This is a genomic window from Flammeovirgaceae bacterium SG7u.111 (assembly GCA_034044135.1).
GTDB lineage: Bacteria > Bacteroidota > Bacteroidia > Cytophagales > Flammeovirgaceae.
In genome coordinates this window covers 6550363-6571933 of sequence record CP139021.1, presented here as the reverse complement: position 1 = coordinate 6571933, position 21571 = coordinate 6550363, and the positions used below count along the sequence as shown (strand labels likewise).

Below are 21571 nucleotides of genomic sequence, written 5' to 3'. Positions count from 1 at the left end.
ATCAAAACCTGATTCTAATGCCCGGACCTACTAAAAAGAACCATTTTTTGTCTTGCAGGTAATAGCCAAATCCGGCATGAAGGGGGAAGCTAAGTTTGCGGTTATCCCTCCTCAGAGGATAAACTGAGCCTAAGGCGACCAAGGCCAAATCTCTTTGTACATCATCGCTTGAGCTAAAGTTGAATGCGTTGATAGCAAGAATTCCTGCTCCAACTTTGTAAGGTCTCACTTTTGCAATACTCTTGGGGTTATAAAAAGTGAACTGAGCAATGGCTGCCAAGCTAATTCCGGTAAAACTGGTAATATCGCTGTTTTCCCCATCCAGTTCCCTAATGAGCAGACCTGCTGGGAATGAAACGTCTACATCGAAGGTATACGTTTTTGCATAATAAATTTCCACCTTGTGCTTATAGCCTCCCTCCCTGTGCATGTTTTTCCTATGGTAAATAGTCAGTTCTATTTTAGACCATTCTTCCATTTGGTGGGTTTTTGTTCTCAAATAATTGTTGATATTGATGCTTCCTCTGTTGCAATCTTTTAAATCGTAATACCTGTACCGAATGGAAGATTCAGATGGGCAAATCACCACGTCGTTAATTGTATGGCTTTCTACAAGTTGCCGTTGCTTGTTTGTCACTTTTATATCTATGGTAAGGTATTGCTTCCCCAAAAGAGTGTCACCTTTGTCGAGCATGGTATTGTCAAAAGACAGGACTATATCGTTGATATTTTTGCTATAAAGTATAGGCGTATTGAATTGGGTAATGGGTAAGCTTTCGGTTTCGCCGTTGCTTATTTTCACAAAATCGAGTTGTTGGGCTTTTTGGAACTCGTTCACCATTAGGTTAAAACCTGTCGGAATGCCATGGTTATATAAGTCGAGCCTTTTTTTATAGACCATGATAGGGATTTTGAGCGTCATTATTTTGATCTTATCATTGTTGATAGCCGAATCGCTCATGATCCTAAATAGCCCATCGAATTTTAGTTTTGCTTTATTTAGCCCTTCTCCCTCTATTTTTACATCAATAATTTCCCCAGGATAAATTGCAGTATGTTCTGTCCAGTCTTGCCCATTTCGCATTAGACTGAGCTTGGAAATACTGGTTTTGGGAGAGATAGAAAAGTTAGCGATGAATTTGGCTTCATCCCCATCTTTGATGTACAGGTAGCCATCGGAAGGTGAGTGGTACGTATAAGGGCGCAACCAACAGAGTATGCGGCCATTACTAAGGCGGTTTCTTGTAAATAGTTCGGCAACCAATGCTCCACCAGGGAGCTCCTGCTGTTCTAAACGGTACGTTTTGTTGAGCAAGAGCTTTGGATTATCCTCAATTTCAATCTCAATACCCTTGATGTGCGAATCATCTTCTTTGGTGATGTCTTTTTTATTGATGCTCAAAAATGCTAATCGGCTTTCTTTTACTTCGAAGTATTCCTGTAAAGGTTTAAGGGAAAAAATAGGTGTTTTACTTCCTTTCAGAAATGGTTTGATGGTAGAGATCTTTACATTGAGCAAGTGCGTCCCTATCTGATGGGGGATGACGTGCAGTACCAGTCTGCCATTTTCCTTGCTAAGCCTATAGTCAATGTCTTTTCCCTCGGTCCAAGTATTAGAAGTGGCTATGTTGTCGAGGTGGTTGGTAAAAAGCTCAAATGTTTTTTCTTCTCCTATAAAAAGTTCTTTTTCCTTAGGGTGAAAATCTACTTGAGTATTGGTGTAGGGGAATAATCTTATTTCAGTGATGGTTTCCTTGCCGCTTCGGTCGGTTATTTTGAAGGTGAAATTTTGGAAACGCCCAGTGGATAAGTCCTTAAACCGAATTTTGGTCCGGTAATACTGACTATTAAAAAAAACAAGTGAATCAGTTGCTACAAAATCGTTTGATTTGAGCAATTCTAATGAGGCAATATTAGCAGATGGTCTTGGTACAATCGACAGCTCGCATATTTCATTTTCATTATCATAATAAAAAGATAAGTATTCTTTCCCCCTATACCGGATAGAATTGTCTTTTAGTGTATAGACTCCAGTATCTATATTTAGCTGAAAAGATTGAAAAAACTGGCTGGTAGTATTTTGCCCAAATGCTCCATATGCTGAAGCCAGCATTAGGAACAAAAATAGGCTTTTGCCTTTTGTACCCATTCTCAACATGTGGTTTGTTTGACTCTTCTAAATAGTTTTGGTCCAAATTGCCTAAAGCAGATTGGAAAGGTAAAGATGGTACGAAGGAGAGAGAATACGAAATCTGAGGTCATTCTTTTAGTTCAATGTTTTAGATTTGCGGAGAATCAAAATAAGGAATTACCAAGCTGCTGAAAATTTGCTCAGTCATCTTATGAAAATATTGGGCTTGGTCAGTGAAAAATATTCAGGTAAAAGAGTGGTTGCCTAGGCTGTTTTTTTCCAATACCACTACACACAGGGAAGTTGAAACTATAGAAAATAATGGATATACTTTTTCATTTTTACAAAGCCATTTGCAGTAAGCGAGCAAAACATCACTTTTTACTCAGCTTATTGGCTTTGACTAGCATTTTTATTTTGAATTCTTGCGAAAGTGCTAAAGAGCAAAAACCGATAAGTGGAGCTTGGATAGGCACAGTAGAGACGAGACCATTTCCTGATTTAGTGAGCCTTACCATAGATTCTGGTGCAATTGTGAAGCTCTTTTATAACGAGGTAGAGTACCAACCTGTCTCCGATTTTGTACATGAGGAGGGGAAGGTGAGTTTCAAGATAGAAGGACCTGTGTTTGAAGCAAGCTTTGACGGTGAGTATAAGAATGACTCGATCATAGGCTTGCTTACGATAAATGAAGAACATTATTCTTGTGGCTTTGTGCGTACCATTCCCATGGCTTTAGGTGAAACGGCCGAGCTGACAGGCTTGTATGAAGTTGCGCCTGGACATGTGGTGGAAGCAAGTTCTTATATCATTGATTTTACCCTGAACCCTTTATTGGTACTTGATTTTAAAACAGGTAAGAAAAGAGTAGCTTTCCCTCAGTCCGACTTGAAATTTGTGGCTGGACAAAGAATGTTGAGCCCTTACCCTTCTGATTTTGATTTGACCTTTTCAAGAGGGGATAGCGGGTTGGTAAAACTATCTTCTTACCCAGGTATTGAGAAAGAAAAGCATGGTTTGAGGTTGAAAAACTTAGAACGCAAACAAGAAGTGACTGCCCAAAATGGTGACGTTATGCTTCGAGGGACAATTACCTACCCTGAGTCTGAAGGAGATCATCCTTTGGTGGTTTATGTACCTGGTAGCGGTATGCAAGCTAGGGGGAATATTTTAGATGATTTTGTGAAGCTGATGCCGTATTACGGAATAGCCACTTTGGTCTATGACAAGCGCGGGTGTGGCGAATCAACGGGCTCTTTGGAAAATTACACCTATGAAGACTTAGCCAAAGACTTAGAAGCGGTAGTGGCCGAGGCTTCTGCTCAGCCTGGTATAGATAAAGATAGAATCGGTTTGCTCGGTATAGACCAAGCAGGGTTGATTATGCCGATGGTGGCTGCAAATAGTGAGCAGGTGAAATTTATGGTAAATATATCGGGGAGTATTTTGAGTATGGAAGAGCAGGAATACCGCGCGTGTGCGCTCCGAATGAGGGCAGATGGTTTCAGTGAAAAAGAAATTGAAGAAGCTATAGCTTATCAGAACCTTTTGTTCGATTACCTCAAAGGGGAAGCTGATTCAGTAGCTTTATCAGAAGCTTCTCAAACTGTTTCTACCAAAATTTGGTCAGGATATGTTACATCTTTTGAGAACAAGAGCTACGTACAATGGTGGAGAAGAAATTATAATTTTTCAGCCATGCCTTTCCTAGAGAAGATCGACATTCCGCAACTGACCATATTTGGGGAAAAGGATTTGCTTATACCTGTGGAAGAGAGTACGCAAAAGCTTACTGCTGTTTATGAACAAAAAAGCCTGAAAAATAGTAAGGTCAATGTGTATAGTGGGGCAAATCACTTGATGTTATTGGGAGAGAAAAGAGGGGACTTTCAATATACTGAAATTGAAGGCTATCCCGAAGGGCTTTTTGACGATATAAACGAATGGGTAGCTGAAATTACAGGCATAAAATAATCTCATATTTTTTGAAAATCTGCGAACTATACCATAAAAAATGGAGTTTTATCATTTGCAAGACAATAGTATTGCAAAACCACAATTAAATAAATGATAAGTTAATGTGATTATGAAGGAAATTACTTCCTTATTTATTACTTTTGCTTAAGCGCTAAGGCAACTATGGCGCAACATGAAATAAGCAGGATTTAACACTAGTATCATTTATATTCGACTATAATTTGCCATAGCTCTCAAAGTATTTGTCACATAAAAGCTATGGGTTTTGTTTATAACTGCGCCAATTCAAACTAACCATTTTCTCTTAATGCATAGATTTTGATGTTAATTCATCAAGGTTGTGTTTATGTCAGATACTATTAATTTCTATTATCTATTACTCATGAAAACGTTCAAGTACATCATTTTCAAGTTTATCTTTCTCCTCTCTCCCCTCTTGTTTGGGTCATTTAACCCAGACGCTCCAAAGTACAAAAGAGGCAGTTTAGGCGGAAAAAGGGGCATTAATCGCCATCTTGACTATTCAAGATAGGCTTTTTTCATTTATTGTAAATACCTGTAGGAGACATTTTCCCCCGTCTCCTAAAAAAACATCCTCAATCGGGAACGTTTGAAATAATATAAAGAGCCTTTTGCCTCCATAACATCTCTCCAACTATTTCTTTTTTATTTATTCCCAATTATAAATTGCTCCTCCAGAATCAAGAAAGTATATTTGGCAATTGTCTATATCTGTAAGCTTATGATAGTTTCTTGTTAATCATACTAAATAGTTGTGTGGTACAACTAATTTTAAGGCAGGTAAAGGTTGGGACATATTTGGATTAAAATTTAGAGGGACCTTATATATGGGATTATTAGATCAGAAATTCTCCACAGGCGGTGTAGTGATCACTAAAGTAGACGATTTGGTAAATTGGGCTAGACTATCCTCACTGTGGCCTATGGGATTTGGTTTGGCTTGTTGTGCCATTGAGATGATGGCTACTTATGCTTCGGGGTATGATTTGGACAGGTTTGGGGTTATGCCCCGAAACTCACCTAGGCAGTCCGATGTGATGATAGTAGCAGGTACGGTTACTTTCAAGATGGCCGATAGGGTAAGAAGGCTTTTTGAGCAAATGGCTGAACCGAGGTATGTGATTTCGATGGGAAGCTGCTCAAATTGCGGAGGACCTTATTGGGAACATGGCTACCACGTGGTAAAAGGTGTTGATAGAATTATTCCTGTGGATGTTTATGTTCCAGGTTGCCCTCCTAGGCCAGAAGCCTTGATTGGGGGGATATTGAAATTACAAGAAAAAGTACGAAAAGAGACGTTAATGGCACCAACTGCCATTGAAGAACTTTTGGAAAAAGAGCTTGTTTAAGCTTCTGAATATAAGAATAAGGGAAATGATAGCGATTGAAACTATAGTTAGCTTATTGCAAAAAGCACTTGGCGAAGAAGTGGTTATGGAAGTAGAAGAGGGGGGATTACAACCTATTGTACAGATTCAACCCTATCGAGTTGCCGATATTTGTTTGTTGCTTCACGATCATGAAGACCTGTTGTTTGATAGCCTTTCTTGTATCACAGGTATTGATAATGGCGCTGATAGCGACTCTCTTGATGTGATGTATAATTTGTATTCTATACCCAACGAAACTGCCCTAATGCTTAAAGCAACTTTGCCCAAAAGTGCTCCCGCCATTCCTACGCTGAGCTTTATTTGGGGATGTGCTAATTGGCTTGAAAGGGAAACCTATGATTTAGTAGGTGTTGAGTTTGAAGATCATCCTGACCCAAGAAGGATATTACTTCCTGCAGACTGGGAAGGTCATCCACTTAGGAAAGACTACCAGCACCAAGAAAAATATCACGGAATAAAAGTTTCGTATTAAAAATAAACCTCTATTCTTTTCAGTTTCAAGACCTGCTTTTAGTAGGTCTTTTTTTATTTCAACATAATCTCTTTTTTTCATTCATATGGTATAAGAAGGCACTTTTCTTTGCGTTACCTAATAGATTTCGAAAAGCTTCATTTGTGCTAAACGAAAAAGAAACGTATTCAAAAAGTGAAATAAAAATATATATGAAATCACTAATAACCCAGTTGGGTTTTAATACTCTGAGAGGGCAGATTACTTTACTTCTATCCTCATTTTTTGTCATTTTAGTTGCTATTGTTTTGGGCATTGGTGTGGCAAGTCAAAGTGGGGCGAAGATGGGAGAGGAGCTGGTGAATATTAAATATCCATTTGCTTTTGCAGTCTCGGAAGTTATGCAAGGAGTGGATGAAAGTGAGCTTATCCAGAAGGATGCCTTTTATCATGGAGATGAAGTCATTTTTCAGAAAAAAGACCAGATTTGGGAAGAGAGGATTAAGCCCTCCGTTCAAAAACTTTTTGAGCTCCGTGAGTTTTTGCCCCAAGAAGAGCAGCAAAAAATTGATTCATTTAAAGTTTTGTTGGCAAAATATGAGGCGTTGTCACAAGAAATGGATCAGTTAAGTAGGTCAAGCAACAATTATATTGCTCAAGCACCTTATATGGGAGATAGTTTAGATAGTGCGGCTATTGTTGCATACATTCAAGATATTGAAAGTCAAGAAGCATCGCTTGTAGAAAAAAAGGATAAAATTGATCAGGACTTGACCCCACTTGTTTCCCAAATTATAGCCTTGCTCGAACCTTTGAGAGACTCTCAGTTTGCTTCCTTCGAAGAAGATATGAATGACCTAAGCTCTACAGCTCATTCTATTCAGAATGTGAGTATCATTAATGCTTTGATAGGGATAGCAATAGCTCTTGGCTTAGCGCTTTTGATCAGGAAAAATCTTAAGAAATCGGTCGATCATACTACAGGGTTTTTAAATAGGCTAGCAGAAGGGGAGCTGCCAGAGTCTATAGAAAAAAATGAAAATGAGCTCGATCTGATTGTAGATGCGGGGGTAAGCTTAAAGACCAACTTGAGGAGAGCTAGTCATTTTGCCATCAATATTGGTGAAGGAAAATTTGATCATGAGTTTAGTCCAGTCAGTGGAGAAGATACACTCGGAAATGCCTTAGTGCAAATGAGAAATAAGCTTCAGCAAATAGCTGATGACGATAAAAAACGTAACTGGGCTACAGAAGGTCTTACCAAATTTGGCGAGTTGCTGAGGGAGCAAAATGAGGACTTTAAGACATTTGGAGAAAAAATCACATCTGCTTTAGTCAAATACCTAAATGCGAATCAATGTGCCCTGTTCGTATTGAATTCTGAAAATAAGGACGATTTGTATCTGGAGCTAATGGCTACTTATGCATACAATAAGAATAAATTCTTAACTAAAAAACTTAAAATAGAAGAGGACTACGGGGAAGGGCTTGCTGGTCAGGCTTTTTTAGAAGCGGAGACAATCTATTTAACAGATATTCCTCAAGATTATGTAGATATTACTTCTGGTCTTGGCGATGCACGACCAAATAGTTTACTCATTGTACCTCTTAAAGTAAATGATAAGGTAGAAGGGGTAATTGAGTTGGCTTCTTTCAAACTGTTTGAAACTTACCAAATAGAATTTATTGAAAAACTAGGAGAGACTATCGCGTCATCTATTTCTTCTGTAAAAGTAAAAGAGGTAACAACCAAACTGCTTGAAAATGCACAAGAGCAAGCGGAGCAAATGAGATCTCAGGAAGAAGAAATGAGACAAAATATGGAAGAGCTTGCTACAACCCAAGAAGAAATGCAGCGTAGGAGTAGCGAGCTGGAAAAGATGTTGACGGAGTCCCAAGAAAAAGAAAAACAGTTGCTTTTAGTGCAGGAAGAGGCATTGCATAATCAGAGAAAGAGTGAAGAGGTTCAGGAGGAGATGCAGATGTTTAATGCAATTGTGGAAAATACGGCAGATATAGTTGCAATTGTTGGCTCGAATGGAACGGTTCAATACTTAAATAAATCAGGAAAAAAGAAATTTGAATCACTGACAGAAGGCGATCCAAAACTTTCTATTACTGACTTTTTCCCAGAAAGTATGTCTGAAAAGATACTTGGCGAATACTTGCCACTTGCAGTGAAAGGAGATGAAGTCAGCTTTGTAACTAAAAGAAAGATAGGGGCGGATGAGGTAGAGGTTGATTGTGAGGTTTTTATGTTTGCCATTGAAGATGAATTATATGGTGAGCCACTGGGAGTGAGTATGATTGCCCGCGATTTGCCAACTGTTGAAACTGTACCTACGCAAGAGTCGCAAGTAGCTGTGTCGGATAGCTTTGCCGAAAAAATTACTGGGGCTTTTTATAGGCTTGAATTTGATATGCAGTCAGGTAACTTCAAGTTTACTTATTTCTCCGATAATATTGCCGAACTTATAGGTTACAGTGCAACTGAGCTTTGCGGATTTAACTACGACCAAATTTTAGCATTAGTACACCCTGAAGATAAACCAGCCTTTATGGCTAGTTTGCAAAATATGATCAATAACCTGAAGACATTTGAATGGGCAGGGCGCTGGAATACGAAAGATGGAGGTTTTGGTTGGTTTAAGTTAAGTGCCCATGTGAATAAACAAAAGGACAAGGTATTGTCAGAAGGAATTATGATAGATGTATCTGTTCTTAAAAGCAGTGTTTAAGGTATTAAGTACCTTGTAAACTAAATAACCGAGTGTTTTAATGATGCTTATTATTTTGATTTTTAGACCCTGCTGACGGTTACTAGATGCGGGTTACGGGTTACTGTTTCAACTAAGTAATGAGTTGATTACACTGTAAACTAAATAACCGAATGTTTTATAGTCTTCATTATGTTGATTTTTGAACCCTGCTGATGGTTACTGGTTTCTAGTTACTGGCGGTCCGCCGCTGCGGTTTTCATCAATTGAATAAGCATTACTAAAAAACTAGCAACGAGCAACCAGTAACTAGCCACAATCAGCGACTATTTTGAATTGATAAACAGCTTACAAATACATACGAAAACTTAGTTTACAAAGTATTGATTAACTAATAACAAGAAACCGCAGCGGCGGACCGTCAGCAACAATAGGCTTTATTTAAAAAACACGAAAACTTAGTTTTATAATGTATTAAGTCTAAGTATCTCGTCGCATAAGAAAAGGCTGCCTAACAAGGCAGCCTTTTCTTATGCGACACAGGTAAGTTTATTGTTTCATACTAAAACTCGGTTCTAGTAAGGTTGCTTCTGAAGTCTTCCATATAACCCGAAGCTTCTTCTTCATCCATTTCTAGTACATCCATAATGAGCTCTACCCCTTGCTCATCGTATCCATTTGCCATGAGCTGAAGAAGCTTTGACTGATAAAATCCACTAGGTTTTTGGGCATGCTCACTTGTCATGCCGCTTCTTTTCTTAGGGTTTAATTTGTCCAACACCTTTCTGATATTTTCTTCCGTAATATCATTTTTAAGTATAGAATCAATGAGGTGTTTAGCATAGCTAAGCCTTACTTCATAGTAAATGCTGAGGGTTTTGGTAGCGGCTATTTTTTGCTGGGGCAAAAGCCTTTTGATCCGATCTATAATATATTGGTCTATATAAGCTTCGTTTGTAGCTAATTTACTTACAATCTCGGAAGCCAAGTCAAGATCACATTTGTGTGCACACAATAAGTCGATAGCTTTTATTCTATTATTGTTCAACAGGAAAAACTGTACCTGTGACATTAACTTTTTGTTGACGGTAATCATGCGTTCAGCATTTTAAAGAAAAATAATTATAAATTCTCTAAGAAGCTACTTTGAAGATACATCCCCAAACAGCTTCTAAAGACGTGAGTTTTTTTTAGAACAAACACCTTTATGCTAGGCAAAAATGTTGTTGAGTAGTTGATTTAGCTATGCCAACAGTTACATTAATAGTACAACTTTTTTTGACTCCAAAAAAGGACTACTTGATTTTTTTGCTTAATAAACGAACAGGACAAAACTTTAATATGTATTTCAGACCAATCTGTTTTGAAGGTTGGTATATTAATCATTGCGTGTCGATTTTTCTTGTTTATGAGCAGAGCTTTCAAGTCGGGATGCTTGGCTTACTGACCGTTTTTGGGTTTAGCGAGCTTAAAATATGATTTGGAGATTCATTTCTTACATTCGGGTTTGCAAATTAAATATGGGTTTTAAGTGAAATATCCCACTTATCACCTGTGTTTTTTTCTTGATTCTGGTATTTTATTACGTGTATTTTGGTAAATACATTCCTTTATTAGAAAAAATTCATTTAACCGCTCAAAAAACCAATGTCGATTATCATTTTTTCAATGAAAATCTTTTTTATTTAGAAATATAGAAAGTTTTTATTTTTTTTATTGAAATATTTGCAACATATAGCTACTCCCTTTACATTTGTATCAACAATAAGGAACAGTTCTCTCAAATACTATGACACTGTAGGGTGATGAAACTGGCAGCCATGCCCTCCTATCCCGGGGGTGGGGATTCTGGACAAACCTTTAAAGAGCGGATGGATGCGTACCGCGCACTTCCCGCTCTTTGACAGGCTAACTACTCCGTGAAGGTTCGACTCCTTCCCTTACAGCCATGCCGATAGAAGATCGGCAGAATTTGAAATACGAATACTACGACACTGTAAGGTGATGAAATTGGCAGCCATGCCCTCCTATCCCGGGGGTGGGGATTCTGGACAAACCTTTAAAGAGCGGATGGATGCGTACCGCGCACTTCCCGCTCTTTGACAGGCTAACTACTCCGTGAAGGTTCGACTCCTTCCCTTACAGCCATGCCGATAGAAGATCGGTAGAACTTGAAATACGAATACTACGACACTGTAGGGTGATGAAACTGGCAGCCATGCCCTCCTATCCCGGGGGTGGAGAATCCGGTAGAAACCTTTGAAGAGCAGATGGACTGCATTTGTAGTCTGACTTCTCTTTTAAAGGCTAACCGCTCCGTGAAGGTTCGACTCCTTCCCCTACAGCCATGCCGATAGAAGATCGGCAGAATTTGAAATACGAATACTACGACACTGTAAGGTGATGAAACTGGCAGCCATGCCCTCCTATCCCGGGGGTGGGGATTCTGGACAAACCTTTAAAGAGCGGATGGATGCGTACCGCGCACCTCCCGCTCTTTGACAGGCTAACTACTCCGTGAAGGTTCGAATCCTTCCCTTACAGCCATTGAAAGCTACTCCCTAAAGAGTAGCTTTTTTTATTTCCCACCTTTTAAGCCCCTTGGTTCTCAGGATAAATAAAGGTTTTTCACATTTGAAATGAATACTGTTCGTTAAAAAGCCAGACATTATTATCGGTATGGCTTATGAAATGTTTTATAGTTATTCTGTTCTTCCTTTGTTTTGGCTCTGCTCATAGCTTTTCTCAAACGACAATAGATTTTCCAGATACCCTTACGGCAAAGGAATCACATTTGCGAGTTGTATTTTACAACATTGAAAACCTATTCGACTACGAAGACGATTCCCTTACCGCAGACGAAGAATTTACCCCCGAGGGCGATAGGCATTGGAACAAGTACAGGTACGAGGACAAGCTCAAAAAAACAGGAAAAACGTTGTTGGCAATAGGGGAGTGGGAACCTCCAGCAATAGTCGCTTTTTGCGAAATAGAAAACCGAAAGGTGTTGGAAGATTTACTCTACAAAAGTTGCCTGTATAGCATTGGGTACAAAATCATTCATTTCAATTCGGGCGACCGCCGAGGTATTGATGTTGGGTTGATTTATCGCCCCGACCTTTTCCACCCCATTTCCCAACACCCTATCCGAATAAACCATCCATTCTTCGAAGAATACCCCACCCGAGATATATTGTATGCCAAAGGAACAGTGCCCAGCGGAGACACGCTCCACCTTTTTGTGAACCATTGGCCTTCCAAGAGGGGGAACAGCGTAAGCTCTGCCCCAAGGCGTGAAGCTGTGGCAAGGGTTCTAAGGGCGAAAGTCGATTCGATAAAAAGCATATCCTCTCAGGCTCACCTACTGATTATGGGCGACTTTAACGACAGCCCAAGTGCCAGTAGCGTTTCCTTGGTGGCAGGGAATGATTTGGTGAATTTGATGGAAAAAGACCAGTGGCAAAAAGGAACGCACGGCTTTGAGGGGCGGTGGGAAATGCTGGACCAGTTCATAGTGAGCAAAGGATTGGTAGAGGGAAAAAGCGGTTTGAGAATAAGGGGAGAGAAAGGGCAAATATTTGAAGCCGAATGGTTATTGAAGGAAAATGCCAACGGCGACCAGACTACCAATCGTACATTTCAAGGGCCTGCGTACAAAGGCGGGTTTAGCGACCACTTGCCTATTTACTTGGACTTGGAGATGTTGAATAAGTGATGAACATCATAGTTTGGTTTTGCTAAAAAGGGTTACCTTTGCAGGGCATTGAAACAGGCTTTTTCCATATTGATAATAGTGGGCATGATGCTCCAAACGGTACGTTCGGCAGGGGTACTTATCAACTACCAGTTGAATAAGGCTTACTATGCAGAGGTGCTGTGCGATAACAAAGACAAGCCTGAGCTGCAATGTAACGGTATGTGCCATGTGGTAGAAGAATTAGGCGATGTAGAAGAGCAAGTGCCCGTAACCCCATCAGTACCTGAATTTGAATTTAAACCGATTGTTTTCGGTGATATAAATACCTATGCTTTCAAGAGCAGAGTGATTTATGAAATAGATCTTGAAGGCTTTGAAAGAGCTGTAGAGACTAAACTATTCCATACTGATTTTTTTCGCCCTCCCCAATCTCTTTTCTTTTTATAGAAGTAGCCGAATAGCGTCTTCCTTGTTTTCCGTTTTCCGATGGGAGGAGGCTGTTTTTATACTCTTTTTTATGGCCAACCAGTTTTCCTAGGTTGGGCATATCGGCGTATGTGCTACTTTATTGCACATTTTACCTAGATGTACAAAGAGCTATAATGGATGTATTCTTTCATTAAAGTTGCTTTGATAAATTTATAAAGGTAAAAAAGTGATTGAATACTTAAATAGGTGTGCTAAAAATGCATCACTACAATTTTTTGAAATTAAAAACAGATGGAACAGATGAATTACATAAAAAATATTTTACTGGCGATTGGCTTCACTTTTTCTGTAGTTTTTTTAGCAGGATGTGGCGAGGATGAACCTGTTGAGCCTACGTTGAATACAGAAGGAAAGGTGATGATAGCAGAAGGCTATGCTTTAGGTGCTGGGGCAAAAGTAAAAGTTTATGGAAAAGAAAAGCTTTTTTCGGGGTACAACCAGCTTTTTGTGGCGGTATATGATTCTATCTCCGATGAACTTATAGAAGAAAGCCATGTGAGTTTTATGCCGATGATGGCGATGAACTCGGGAATGTCCCACTCTGCACCTTACGAAAACCCAGCCTCATCCGAAGCCAAAGAGGGCTTTTTTGAGGGGGCGGTGGTTTTCCTCATGCCGAGCATGATGGGAACTTGGACACTCGATGTGCATGTGCACAACCATAAAAATATGAAGGAAGGGATGGCAAAGTTTGAGGTAATGGTTGCCGAGGATAGCGAGCCAAGAATCCGCACATTTGAGAGTAAAACAGATCAGAAAAATTTGTTTGTTTCTTACAAGTTGGGTGAAGAGCCTAAGGTAGGGATCAATGACATCGAATTTGTGGTGAACAGCAGAAAAACCATGATGGAGTTCTTGCCAGAGGAAAACTACACTTTTGAGATGACTCCAGAAATGCCAACTATGGGGCATGGTTCGCCTAATAATGTAAACCCAACTCATACAGAAATGGGGCATTATGCAGGTAAGTTAAACTTTACTATGACAGGACTTTGGAGGGTGAACCTTGTAATTAAAGAAGGTGGGGATATAGTTGCCGAAACATCATTTGACATTACTTTTTAACCTAGCAGCCAAAGAGCCGGTGCTCAAATTTGGTAAAGGCTCTTTGGTTACTTTTATCCTTTTTCCAAGATGAAATTTCTAAAACTTATTGTGCTTTTTCTGCTGCTTTCAGCCGATGGGATAGCGCAAAATATTGATAGCCTAAATAGAGCAGTTTTGCTTAATGACTCGCTAGCTGCCCAGTTTTTGGGTGAGGTGCTGGTGTTAGATAGCAAAGCTTTTGAAGAACGAACCCAAGGAGCGGGCGCACTCGTTCCCATTGATAAGGTGATGACGTTTACAAACGGGGTCTCTGTGATAAGGAGGGGAAATTATGCTTGGGAGCCAACCCTTGAAGGGCTGAGCGGAGGTCAAGTGAACACGACCATAGATGGGATGCGGATATTTGGGGCTTGCACCGACAAAATGGACCCTGCGACTTCGTACGTGGCTACCAATAACCTTGAAAAACTGGAAGTTTCGTACCTGCCAACCTACGGTAGCTCGCTGGGTGGTGGACTAGATTTGCAAACAAAATCGCCTATTTTCAATTCGCAAAAAAGTGTTACAGGAATGTTGGCGACTGGCTACGATGCCGTAAGCAACGGGCTGACAGGACTTTTTAGTAGCAATATCAACCAAGGGAAATGGGCGGCAAGGGTAAACGGGGAAGTAAGGAAAAATGAAAACTATAGAGCAGGCGGTGGAGAAGAAATTGAGTACACTCAATATTCCAAGACCAATTTCTCGGTAAATGCTGCTTACCAGCTTTCTAAAAAGGAACAACTTCAAGTCTTTTGGTTGTACGATTATGCTAAGGATATTGGCTACCCTGCTTTGCCCATGGATGTGGGTTTTGCCAAAGCACAGATTTACAGCGCGAGCTACCTTAAGTTTTTTGAAGGAAGCAAGTGGAAGGAAATAGAAATAAAAATTTATGGAAATAACATTCATCACCAGATGGACGATTCGAAACGCCCCGATGTGCCCATCAGGATGGATATGCCTGGGTGGAGCAATACCTACGGAGCATTTGCCCAGTCAACGCTAGTGGTTGGGAAGCACCAGCTCGCCCTTAAGCTAGATGGCTACCAAAACACCTCTAGGGCAGAAATGACTATGTTTTTCCCAGGTGAACAAGACATGTTTATGCTCACCTGGCCCGATGCCCAGCGAAGGGTAATTGGGCTTTTTGTGAATGATGACTGGAAAATGAGCGAACAATTTAGTCTTGGACTTACCGCTCGTATAGATTTCTCGGATACGAGGCTGACTTCCGAAATGGGGAGAAACCAGTTTGAGGTATTTGGCTACGACACCAGCCAACCGTATCGCGAATTGCCCAAAACATTCTCGGCTCAGCTAGGCTGGAAACCTACCACAAAAATTCATTCAGTATTTGTTGCCAGTTATGGAGAGCGCTTGCCTACTATCAGCGAGCAGTTTGGGTTCTATTTGTTCAACAGCCTCGATGGCTACGACTACGTAGGAACCCCCGATATTTCCCTAGAAAAATCACTGCAGGCCCGATGGGAGGGGAGCTACCAGCTTGATCAATTACAATTGAACACGAAAGTGTTTTTCACACAAGTGAAGGATTATTATATAGGAGTAGTTGACCCTGAGCTTAGTGCCATGACAATTGGGGCTAAAGGGGTGAAAGTTTATGAAACATTGCCTTACGCCAATATTTCGGGTGGAAGTGTTACGTTTCAGTGGCAGGTACTGGAGAAGTTGAACTTCAGTAGTTCGGTGAATTATACCCACGGAGTGGATAATGGTGGAGAGCCTTTGCCCATGGTCTCTCCGCTCAAAAACCTTTCAACGCTTCGTTTTAGTTTGCCTACTTTTTCTGCTCAGGCAGAATCTGAAATAGGAGCAGTGCAAAACCATTTTAGGGAAAGTTTTGGAGAAGATGCTACACCACGCTTTGCCTTGCTGCACTTTCGGTTTCAAAAAAGCTGGAAATGGGGAGCTGATTCATCCTTCCAGTTTGGAGGAGGAGTAGAAAACGTATTCGATACCAATTACTGGGAACACCTAGACTGGGGAAATATCCCAAGGCCAGGAAGAAATTTTTATGTAAATGCTAGGTGGAAGTTCTAAGCAATATAGAAGGTGGGGTTAGTTTAACAAAGTGGGCGTGTAATAGGTGGTCAGAAATAATTGATTTTTATGTTTTTTATAACGGCATGGAGTATTGTTTTTGATAACGTTAACATTGTTCTAAAATATATTTTACATTGCTTTTTTTTATGCTTAGAATCAAGATTTATATATAAAGATATCATTCAAATACAAAGCTTGTCTTTTTGGTAAATATTCAGTTCATTAGATTACTTATTTCGTAAGGTGGGTGTGTACACTTTATATAATTTTATTTGAATACACCCCATTTTCACTGCGATATCCAATCGGAAAAAACGCTTTTTTATAACAAAGAACTACCCGTTAGGGAATATGAAAATGGAAAATTCAAAGGTTTATTTAAGCGACTTGCTTAATAAATTGGTAGAAGGTAAGGATGAGCGTGCCCGAAAAGAACTGTTTGTCCTGTTTTATCAAAGGTTAGTAGCCTTTGCATATACGTTCATAAAATCGATAGAGACTGCAAAAGACATTGTTTCTGAGGTTTTTACCAAGATATACACCAACCCCCAAAAGTTAGCAGGAGTAAAAGATTTAGAGCCCTATTTGCTTCGAGCCGTAAAAAACAGTTCCCTCAACTATTTGAAAAGCAGTGCCTGTAAAAACAAAGTTGACATAGAAGATGATGATTATTTTATTAGCTTTTTATGGGAGTATCGGACTCCCGAGTCTACCTATGGGTTCAACGAGCTACAAAGCCTGGTAGAGCAGACTGTCAATGGATTTCCCCACCGCCGAAAAATGATCTATCACCTTATTGTAGATAGAGGAATGAAATATAATGAAGTAGCCGAGTTACTCGATATTTCTTCAAAAACAGTTAATAACCAGCTGGTTACGGCTGTAAAAACCCTTCGTGAAAAAGTTTCTTCTTATATGAAAGAAGAAATTGCGATTTCCGGATAGGTACTTTTGTCCGCTTAGTTGTCATGCTTTCAAATGGAATTGGAAAGAAACGACTAAATGGATATAAATACAATCATAGCTAAGGTATTTACGGGAGAAGCTACAGACGAAGAACTACGTCAGTTAGATGCCTATTTACAAGAAAATCCTGCTGAGGCAAAGTCACTAAACTTTATTAAAGCCCTTAAGGGAAAAGGTGATTTGAGTATCACTGGTTTTTCTCATCAGGAAACTTTTGACGAGCTTACTCAGCATGTAAATACCCCTTCAGAGAAGAAAGTTAAAAAACTTGATTTCAAACCCTACCTCCGAATAGCCGCCTCTATTTTGTTAGTAATAGCGGGTGTTGCAATTTTCAATTCCTATCAAAATACCCCAACCGAAATCATTACATCACCTCAAGAGTGGGTGAGAGCTACTAAATCAGGAGAAAAGAGAAACTTTTTCTTGCCTGATGGTTCCAATGTTTGGCTTAATGCCGAGTCGGAAGTGCGTTTTTCGGCATCTTTTGGCCAAGACAGTATCCGTCTTGTATACCTCAAAGGGGAGGGCTATTTCAACGTTGCAAAAGATGCGGAGCACCCTTTTATTGTTCGAACCGATTATCTCGATGTTACAGCCTTGGGTACAGAGTTTAACGTGAATGCCTACGATGAAGAGCATCACGGCAAGGTTGCTTTAGCCGAAGGAAGGGTAAAAGTAGAGCCAAACAGGAAGGGTACTTCTTGCAAGGAAGCTTTTTTGGATGCAGGTCAGTCGGCCCAACTTGATATGGAGCTTAGCAAAATTACTAAAGCGGAGCTTGATGGGGAGGAGGATTATTGCTGGACTAAGAAAATAATATCCTTTAACCAAGCCAATATCAACCATATTTTAAAAACGCTTACCCGCTGGTATGGTGTAGAGTTTACCGTTTCGGGAAAGCTGCCAGATAATTGGAGGTTCAAAGGAGAGTTTCATAATGAAAGTCTCGATAATGTATTAAAGTCAATAGGGTTTAGTCAAAACTTCTCTTACCAGATAAAAGGTAAGAAGGTCGAACTGAAATTTTAACATGTAACTACTTGTGAAAAATGAAAAACTATAAAAGCATATGGAAATGAATGATACAAGCTAAAAACAAAAAAACTGGCAGCGCCAACTGCCAGTCTAAAAAGATTGTGAAATTTTAGATAACTAAAATCTTAGTAAAAATATGAAAAAGAAACTACTAAGCATAATACTTATGCTGTCAAAATATTTTATATACATATCGCTAATTCATTTGGTGACATTTAGCTTTCTGTTCGCCAAAGAAGGAGTTGGTCAGGGCAAATCTGAAATAAATGTGTGGGTAAAAAAGATAGATCTACGCATACAAAATGCAAGTATTGAAGAAGTCTTCAATATGATAGAAGGAGCAACAGAATATAAATTTGCCTACGACGAAAGCCTTGCCGAGTCTGTTCTTACTAAAATCAGCCTTGAAGGAAAAAACAAGCCTGTGGCCGATTATCTCCTAGAAATCTCTAAAGAAACCAAGCTTAAGTTCAAGCAGGTGAACCAAACCATCACTGTAAGGAAGATGGAGTCAAAAATTTGGAAAAGGCAACCTGTGCTTGAAATAGCTGTTCAACAGAAAAAAATATCGGGAATCGTTACTTCCGCCGACGATTCAGCACCTTTACCAGGTGTAAGTATAATAATAAAGGGAACCTCAAGCGGCACTACTACCGATTTAGATGGAAAATTTGCTTTGGAAGTAGCTGAAGGGGCTGTCCTTCAGTTTAGCTATATAGGGTATGAAACTCAGGAAGTGGCAGTGGGAACACAGACCACTTTTGAAATTGCGTTAATAACTGACTTGGCACAATTGGAAGAGGTCATTGTAGTCGGCTACGGTACGAAATCAAAGAAAACTCTAACAGGATCAGTGTCAAATATTGATGGAGAAGAATTGTTGAAAACTCCTAGCTTTAATGTTTCGGCAAACCTGCAGGGTAAACTACCTGGGTTGACCTCTAACCAACGTACAGGTGAGCCAGGACGTGATGACCCATCACTTCTTATTCGTGGACAAGGTACATTTGGTAACAATACTCCACTCGTTATTATCGATGGAGTTCCTCGTAGTAATATAAGCCGGTTAAACCCTGAGGATATTGAAAATATTTCGGTATTAAAAGATGCTTCAGCTGCTATTTACGGAGCTCGTGCAGCTAATGGCGTTATTTTAGTTACTACCAAAAAAGGCAAAAGCGGGAAGCCTAAATTTAATTTCTCTTATAATAGCGCATGGTCAACACCTACACATGTTCCTGATATGTTGGGCTCACCTGAGTATGCGGAAACTTATAATGAAGGAGAGTGGTACGCTCAAGGGAGACCAGATGATGCTGATTTTTCTCCTTATTTTACTGACGATGAAATCCAAAAATTCCGTGATGGGTCTGATCCAATTTTGTATCCAAACACTGATTGGGTTGAAGAAACTATGAAAAGTAGTGCATTACAACAACGCGTGAGTTTATCGGCGACTGGTGGAACAGACAAGGTAAGGTATTTACTCTCATTTGCCTACATGGATCAGGATGGTCATTGGAAAAATAACCCTACTAGATATCAGCAGTATAATATGCGTGCTAATATTGATGTTGACCTGACTAAAAATTTAACAGTTGGTGCCAATCTTAGTGGTATGGTGAATAAAAAGAAATACTCATCAGAGGGGACTTTTGTTAATTTCTATAACATAACACGCTCTATTCCAACCATGGTTGCTCAATATCCCAACGGGTTAATTGCGCCTGGTCGTTTTGTTCAGAACCCACTGTTAATTGACCGAAGAGGACATACATTGATCGATGAAACTCCAATATACACTACTTTCACAGCGAGTTATAAAATACCTGGGGTTAAAGGGTTGAGGCTGGATGGTTCGTATAATTATGACTTTAGCAACCAAACAGAAAAGACTTGGAGGACTCCTTGGGACGCACATGAATATAATGTAAATACTGGGGAATACGATGTGGTAGCAGGAGACTTAACAGCTCCAGAACTTACTGACAGGTATGATAAGTGGACAACAGCGATGTGGAATTACCGACTTGTTTATGAAAAATCATTCGGCAGCCACAATATTACAGCCATGTTAGGCCAAGAACAACAAAAAAACACATCTTCTTGGGTTAGAGCTTTTAGGAGAAACTATGTTAGTTCGGCCATTGATGAAATTAATGTTGGAAGCACTGCTGCTGAAGACAAGGATAATGGAGGTACCTCTGGAGCAAGTGCTTACAACAATTACTTTGGTAGGCTCAATTATGATTTTAATCAAAAGTACATGGTTGAGTTACTGTTCCGTTACGATGGCTCCCAAGTCTTCCCTGAGGGAAAACGTTATGGGTTCTTTCCCGGAATTTCGGCAGGTTGGAGAATGTCGGAAGAACCTTTCATGAAAAACAACCTCACGTTTGTAGATAATTTGAAATTGAGGTTTTCATACGGTGAAATTGGTAATGACCGGGTTGGTCAATGGCAATATTTACAGTCTTATTCATTTGGCAATAACTACGTGTTTGGTACTTCTGATGTACCAGGTGTATACCCGAATACCTTGCCCAATCCAAATATCACTTGGGAAGTAAGTAAGAAAACCGATATTGGTTTGGAAACTGCTCTTTGGAATAATTTGCTCAAAATGGATTTGACGTTTTGGAAAGAAAACCGCTCTAATATCCTTGCTTCACGAAATCTTTCAATACCAGAAATTTTAGGTTTTCCTGGCTTGCCAAATGAGAATATTGGAGAGGTTGATGGAAAGGGCTTTGAGCTTGTGCTAGGACATCAGAAGACGTTCAACGATTTTAGTTATTTTATTGACGGAAATGTGGCATATGCTGAAAGCAAAGTGGTGTTTATGGATGAAACACCAAATACCGAGGCGTATCAAGATCAGACTGGCAAGCCTATAGGTGCAGAACTATTTTATGTGGCAGATGGAATTTTTAACACCCAAGCAGAGCTTGATGCTTACCCACATAATGGTAATTCTGGTCTTGGTGATATTAAAATCGTTGACCAAAATGGAGATGGGGAAATCAATGATCAAGACAGGGTTAGGTGGGATAAAACAGTAACACCTAAGTGGGTGTACGGGCTGACTTTAGGGTTCGAATATAAAAATTTCGACTTGAACGTGTTTTTCCAAGGACAAGCTGGTGCTGTAAACTGGGCGAGACGGTTTGCCGATTTAGCAATTAGAAATGAATTTGCGAATGCCTTTACTGAGAGAGCAGAAGACCGCTGGACGGTAGATAACCCAAATGGTACCATGCCAAGATCCAACCATAACAACATAGGTCAGTCTACATTCTTTTTGTATGATGCTTCATTTATCAGGTTGAAAACTACCGAGCTTGGCTATACCTTGCCAAAAGAGTTAGTGTCCAAAATTAATTTAGAGAGCGCCCGCTTTTATGTTAGTGGATTCAACTTACTCACATGGGCAAAGGAGATTAAGTATACCGACCCAGAAGTAAGCGGTCAGGAAATATACTATCCGCCGTTGAGAGTTCTCAATTTGGGTGTTAATGTGAAATTCTAAAACTGACGAAA

The 21571-nt window shown here is 39.8% G+C and carries 13 protein-coding genes; 11 read left to right on the top strand and 2 right to left on the bottom strand.

What is annotated here, in order from left to right; all coding sequences use genetic code 11:
* Position 1: 1 nt before the first annotated feature.
* Positions 2-2149 carry a hypothetical protein gene (locus R9C00_25415; GenBank protein ID WPO35036.1) on the bottom strand — a complete coding sequence of 716 codons (2148 nt, stop codon included), beginning with the start codon at positions 2147-2149 and terminating at the stop codon, positions 2-4.
* Between the two features lie 303 nt (positions 2150-2452).
* On the opposite strand from R9C00_25415, the gene R9C00_25410 reads away from it, so the two are divergent.
* The 4 genes from R9C00_25410 (at position 2453) to R9C00_25395 (ending at position 8709) form a co-directional block, all read left to right on the top strand.
* Entirely contained in the window at positions 2453-4105 is a 1653-nt protein-coding gene (locus R9C00_25410) for an alpha/beta hydrolase (GenBank protein ID WPO35035.1), read from the top strand.
* An 851-nt stretch (positions 4106-4956) separates the two neighbouring features.
* Positions 4957-5478 (top strand): NADH-quinone oxidoreductase subunit NuoB, encoded by a 522-nt coding sequence (nuoB, locus tag R9C00_25405; GenBank protein WPO35034.1) that lies wholly within the window; start codon positions 4957-4959, stop codon positions 5476-5478.
* Between the two features lie 25 nt (positions 5479-5503).
* Positions 5504-5992, top strand: a complete 489-nt coding sequence (locus R9C00_25400; GenBank protein WPO35033.1) for an NADH-quinone oxidoreductase subunit C — start codon at positions 5504-5506, stop codon at positions 5990-5992.
* 191 nt (positions 5993-6183) lie between these two features.
* The gene (locus tag R9C00_25395; protein ID WPO35032.1) at positions 6184-8709 is read left to right on the top strand and encodes a PAS domain S-box protein; all 2526 of its coding nucleotides are present in this window, start codon (positions 6184-6186) and stop codon (positions 8707-8709) included.
* A gap of 541 nt (positions 8710-9250) precedes the next feature.
* On the opposite strand, the gene R9C00_25390 is transcribed toward R9C00_25395, so the two are convergent.
* Positions 9251-9784 (bottom strand): hypothetical protein, encoded by a 534-nt coding sequence (locus R9C00_25390; GenBank protein ID WPO35031.1) that lies wholly within the window; start codon positions 9782-9784, stop codon positions 9251-9253.
* A 1590-nt stretch (positions 9785-11374) separates the two neighbouring features.
* On the opposite strand from R9C00_25390, the gene R9C00_25385 reads away from it, so the two are divergent.
* From R9C00_25385 to R9C00_25355, 7 genes are all read left to right on the top strand, one after another.
* On the top strand, positions 11375-12403 hold the full coding sequence (locus tag R9C00_25385; GenBank protein WPO35030.1) for a hypothetical protein: 1029 nt from the start codon (positions 11375-11377) through the stop codon (positions 12401-12403).
* A 48-nt stretch (positions 12404-12451) separates the two neighbouring features.
* The gene (locus tag R9C00_25380; protein WPO35029.1) at positions 12452-12832 is read left to right on the top strand and encodes a hypothetical protein; all 381 of its coding nucleotides are present in this window, start codon (positions 12452-12454) and stop codon (positions 12830-12832) included.
* 282 nt (positions 12833-13114) lie between these two features.
* Entirely contained in the window at positions 13115-13939 is an 825-nt protein-coding gene (locus R9C00_25375; protein ID WPO35028.1) for a FixH family protein, read from the top strand.
* 69 nt (positions 13940-14008) lie between these two features.
* On the top strand, positions 14009-16024 hold the full coding sequence (locus tag R9C00_25370) for a TonB-dependent receptor (GenBank protein WPO35027.1): 2016 nt from the start codon (positions 14009-14011) through the stop codon (positions 16022-16024).
* A gap of 360 nt (positions 16025-16384) precedes the next feature.
* Positions 16385-16972 (top strand): RNA polymerase sigma-70 factor, encoded by a 588-nt coding sequence (locus R9C00_25365; protein ID WPO35026.1) that lies wholly within the window; start codon positions 16385-16387, stop codon positions 16970-16972.
* A 57-nt stretch (positions 16973-17029) separates the two neighbouring features.
* Positions 17030-18025 (top strand): DUF4974 domain-containing protein, encoded by a 996-nt coding sequence (locus R9C00_25360; protein WPO35025.1) that lies wholly within the window; start codon positions 17030-17032, stop codon positions 18023-18025.
* A 142-nt stretch (positions 18026-18167) separates the two neighbouring features.
* Positions 18168-21560: a TonB-dependent receptor gene (locus tag R9C00_25355; GenBank protein ID WPO35024.1), complete on the top strand. Its 3393-nt coding sequence runs from the start codon at positions 18168-18170 to the stop codon at positions 21558-21560.
* Positions 21561-21571 lie beyond the last annotated feature (11 nt).

Excerpts from the sequence above, each read along its gene's own strand:
- R9C00_25365 (WPO35026.1), top strand. The coding sequence starts at position 16,385 with ATGGAAAATTCAAAGGTTTATTTAAGCGACTTGCTTAATAAATTGGTA.
- R9C00_25410 (WPO35035.1), top strand. The coding sequence starts at position 2,453 with ATGGATATACTTTTTCATTTTTACAAAGCCATTTGCAGTAAGCGAGCA.
- R9C00_25370 (WPO35027.1), top strand. The coding sequence starts at position 14,009 with ATGAAATTTCTAAAACTTATTGTGCTTTTTCTGCTGCTTTCAGCCGAT.
- R9C00_25385 (WPO35030.1), top strand. The coding sequence starts at position 11,375 with ATGAAATGTTTTATAGTTATTCTGTTCTTCCTTTGTTTTGGCTCTGCT.
- R9C00_25390 (WPO35031.1), bottom strand. The coding sequence starts at position 9,784 with ATGATTACCGTCAACAAAAAGTTAATGTCACAGGTACAGTTTTTCCTG.
- R9C00_25375 (WPO35028.1), top strand. The coding sequence starts at position 13,115 with ATGAATTACATAAAAAATATTTTACTGGCGATTGGCTTCACTTTTTCT.
- R9C00_25395 (WPO35032.1), top strand. The coding sequence starts at position 6,184 with ATGAAATCACTAATAACCCAGTTGGGTTTTAATACTCTGAGAGGGCAG.
- R9C00_25415 (WPO35036.1), bottom strand. The coding sequence starts at position 2,149 with ATGGGTACAAAAGGCAAAAGCCTATTTTTGTTCCTAATGCTGGCTTCA.
- R9C00_25360 (WPO35025.1), top strand. The coding sequence starts at position 17,030 with ATGGATATAAATACAATCATAGCTAAGGTATTTACGGGAGAAGCTACA.
- R9C00_25355 (WPO35024.1), top strand. The coding sequence starts at position 18,168 with ATGAAAAAGAAACTACTAAGCATAATACTTATGCTGTCAAAATATTTT.
- R9C00_25400 (WPO35033.1), top strand. The coding sequence starts at position 5,504 with ATGATAGCGATTGAAACTATAGTTAGCTTATTGCAAAAAGCACTTGGC.
- nuoB (WPO35034.1), top strand. The coding sequence starts at position 4,957 with ATGGGATTATTAGATCAGAAATTCTCCACAGGCGGTGTAGTGATCACT.